Raw genomic sequence first — 2,378 nt, 5'->3', positions numbered from 1 at the left:
ACGGCGCCGAGGTAGTTGCCGAGGTGGAACGAGCCAGCCGTGGGCTGGATGCCGGAGAGCACGCGAGGTCGGCGGTCGGCGGGCCGGAGCCGGTCGCGCTCGCCGCGCCCCCACCGGCGTTCCCGGACGGCACCGCGCACCCGGCCCGGGTCACCGCCCGCACCACCGCCGGTGACCGGACCGTGGGCGATGCCTCGCGTACCGGCCCCTGTCCGTCCGTCTCCGGAACCCCGGGCAGGCCCTTGACCGGCGGTCACCCCGTCACCCGGAGCGGTGAGGCCCCCACGGCGCCGGCCGGCCCGCAGAACGCCGGGCCGGGCGGCACCGGGGCCGTGCCCGGACTGGACGGCGCCGGGGATCTGGGCGCCGGGCCCGGTCCCGGTGCGGAGTGGGACGGCGTCGGGCAGGACGGTCTCGCTCAGGACGGTCCCGGCCAGGACGCCGGCCGGGCCGGCGCCGGTGAGGTGGGACCCGGTCAGGCGACCGGACCGGACGGGGGTGGCCTGGACGGGGGCGGTGCCCTGGACGGGGGCGGGACGGGAGCCGGGCGGGACGGCGTCGGCCAGGACAGCGGCGGACGACAGAACAGCGGCAAGGACTCCACCGGGCGGGAGAGCACCGGCAAGGACTCCGCCGGGCGGGACAGCACCGGCAAGGATTCGGCCGGTACGGGCAAGGACTCCACCGGTCGGGAGACCACCGGCAAGGACAGCGCCGGGCGGGACAGCGCCGGGCAGGACGGTTCCGGGCGGGAGTGCGCCGGGGCCGGTGCGGGAGCCGGTGCGGGGGCGGGTTCCTGCGGCCATGACGACCACTGGTGCGCGGAGTCCCGGGAGGAGGCGTGCGCGGACGGCCGTACCTGCGGCACGTCCCACGGCTCCGACGCGTGCCCCCCGGCAGGTGTCCAGCACGGCGTGGACGCGGGACAGGGCGGCACCTTCGACGACTCGGTCCCCGCACTGGCCGCCGGCGCGGCCCTCATCGCCGCCGCCTGCGCCGGTGCCGTCTACCGGCTGTTCGGACACCGGTGGTCCCGGGCAGGCGAACCCGCGGGGATGTGATCCGGGCAACTCCGGGCACCGCCCATGGAGGGCCGTCCGGCGGGTACACACCTCCCGAGGCACCGCCCAGGAACCTCACCGGAACCGCCGGCCCCACAGCCGGCTCGACACCCCCACATCTCGGATATCCCGGATTCCCCCGACACGGACGACGAGACGGACACCCGCACGCACAGCTCAAGGACCCACAGGCACACGCGGACGGCACACGCGGCCCGCGAGGACGGCACGGCCCGCAGCGGGCGGCACGACGGCACCACGGACTGCGCGGAGGCGGACATGCGGCGGACGGACCCCCAGGAAGGCCACGGCCCCGTCCGCTACGGCCCGCCGCTCCCCGGCGACGGCCTGCCCGTCCTCCCCGAACTCTCCGCCGTGCTCGCCGCCGCCGCGAGCCGCGCCGACGCCCATCCCGTCGGCGGCGCCCCCGCCCTGCTGGAGGCGGCCTGCGGCTACTGGACCCGGCGCGGTCTGCCCTGCGCCCCCGACCAGGTGGCCGCCGGACCCGGAGCCCCCGCCCTGCTGCTCGCCCTGACCGCGGCGCTCGCCGGCGACGGCGCGGACGTCCTCGTACCCCGGCCGTGCCCCGCCTGGATGGCCCCGTACGCCCGCGTCCTCGGCCGCCCCGCCTTCCATGTGCCGACCCCGCCCGAGGGCGGCGGCGTCCCCGACCCGTACGCCCTGCTGGAGACCGTCCGCCGGGTCCGGGCCGAGGGCGGCGACCCCCGGCTGCTGGTGCTGTCCGTCGCCGACGACCCCACCGCCACCGTCACCCCGCCCGAACTGCTGCACGAGACCGTCGAGGCCGCCACCGCCGAGGGCCTGCACCTGGTCAGCGACGAGACCTGGCGGGACACCCTGCACACCCCGCACGACACCGTCCTGCTCAGCCCGGCCGAGATGTGGCCCGACCAGGTCACCGTCGTCACCGACCTGGCCGGCGCGCTGCTGCCGCCCGCCTGGCCCGCCGCCGTGGCACGCTTCCCGGCCACCGCCGGCGGACGGCACCTGCACGCGCGCGTGCTCGACATCCTCACCGCCCTCGGCGCCCGACTCCCCGCACCGGTCGCGGCGGTCGCCGGCTACGCCCTGGACGAGCCCCCGCCCGTCGTCGAACGCCGCGAGGCCACCGTACGGCTGCACGCGCGCGTGGCCGCCGCCGGCGTGCGGATCATCGAGTCGCGCTTCACGCATCTCGCGTACGCTCCCGAGATTGCCTCCGCGATGCTCCAGCGCCAGCAGGCGGGAGCGGTGGTCGCGGCCAGGCAGCTGATCGTCGAGGGGGCGGTCGGCATGGTCGAGATGGCCCTGACCCGG

2 protein-coding genes are annotated in these 2,378 nt (G+C 77.8%); both read left to right on the top strand.

Features of this window, described 5'->3' with window-relative positions; genetic code table 11:
- Window positions 1–23: 23 nt before the first annotated feature.
- Window positions 24–1,061 (top strand): hypothetical protein, encoded by a 1,038-nt coding sequence (locus ABZV94_RS41325; RefSeq protein WP_356350218.1) that lies wholly within the window; start codon window positions 24–26, stop codon window positions 1,059–1,061.
- 279 nt (window positions 1,062–1,340) lie between these two features.
- A partial coding sequence (locus ABZV94_RS41320; protein ID WP_356350215.1) for an aminotransferase class I/II-fold pyridoxal phosphate-dependent enzyme occupies window positions 1,341–2,378 on the top strand: 1,038 nt, incomplete at its 3' end.

Source organism: Streptomyces sp. NPDC004658 (genome assembly GCF_040609555.1).
Lineage (GTDB): Bacteria > Actinomycetota > Actinomycetes > Streptomycetales > Streptomycetaceae > Streptomyces.
Note: the sequence above shows the minus strand (reverse complement) of the source record. Positions and strands in the feature narration are given on the sequence as shown.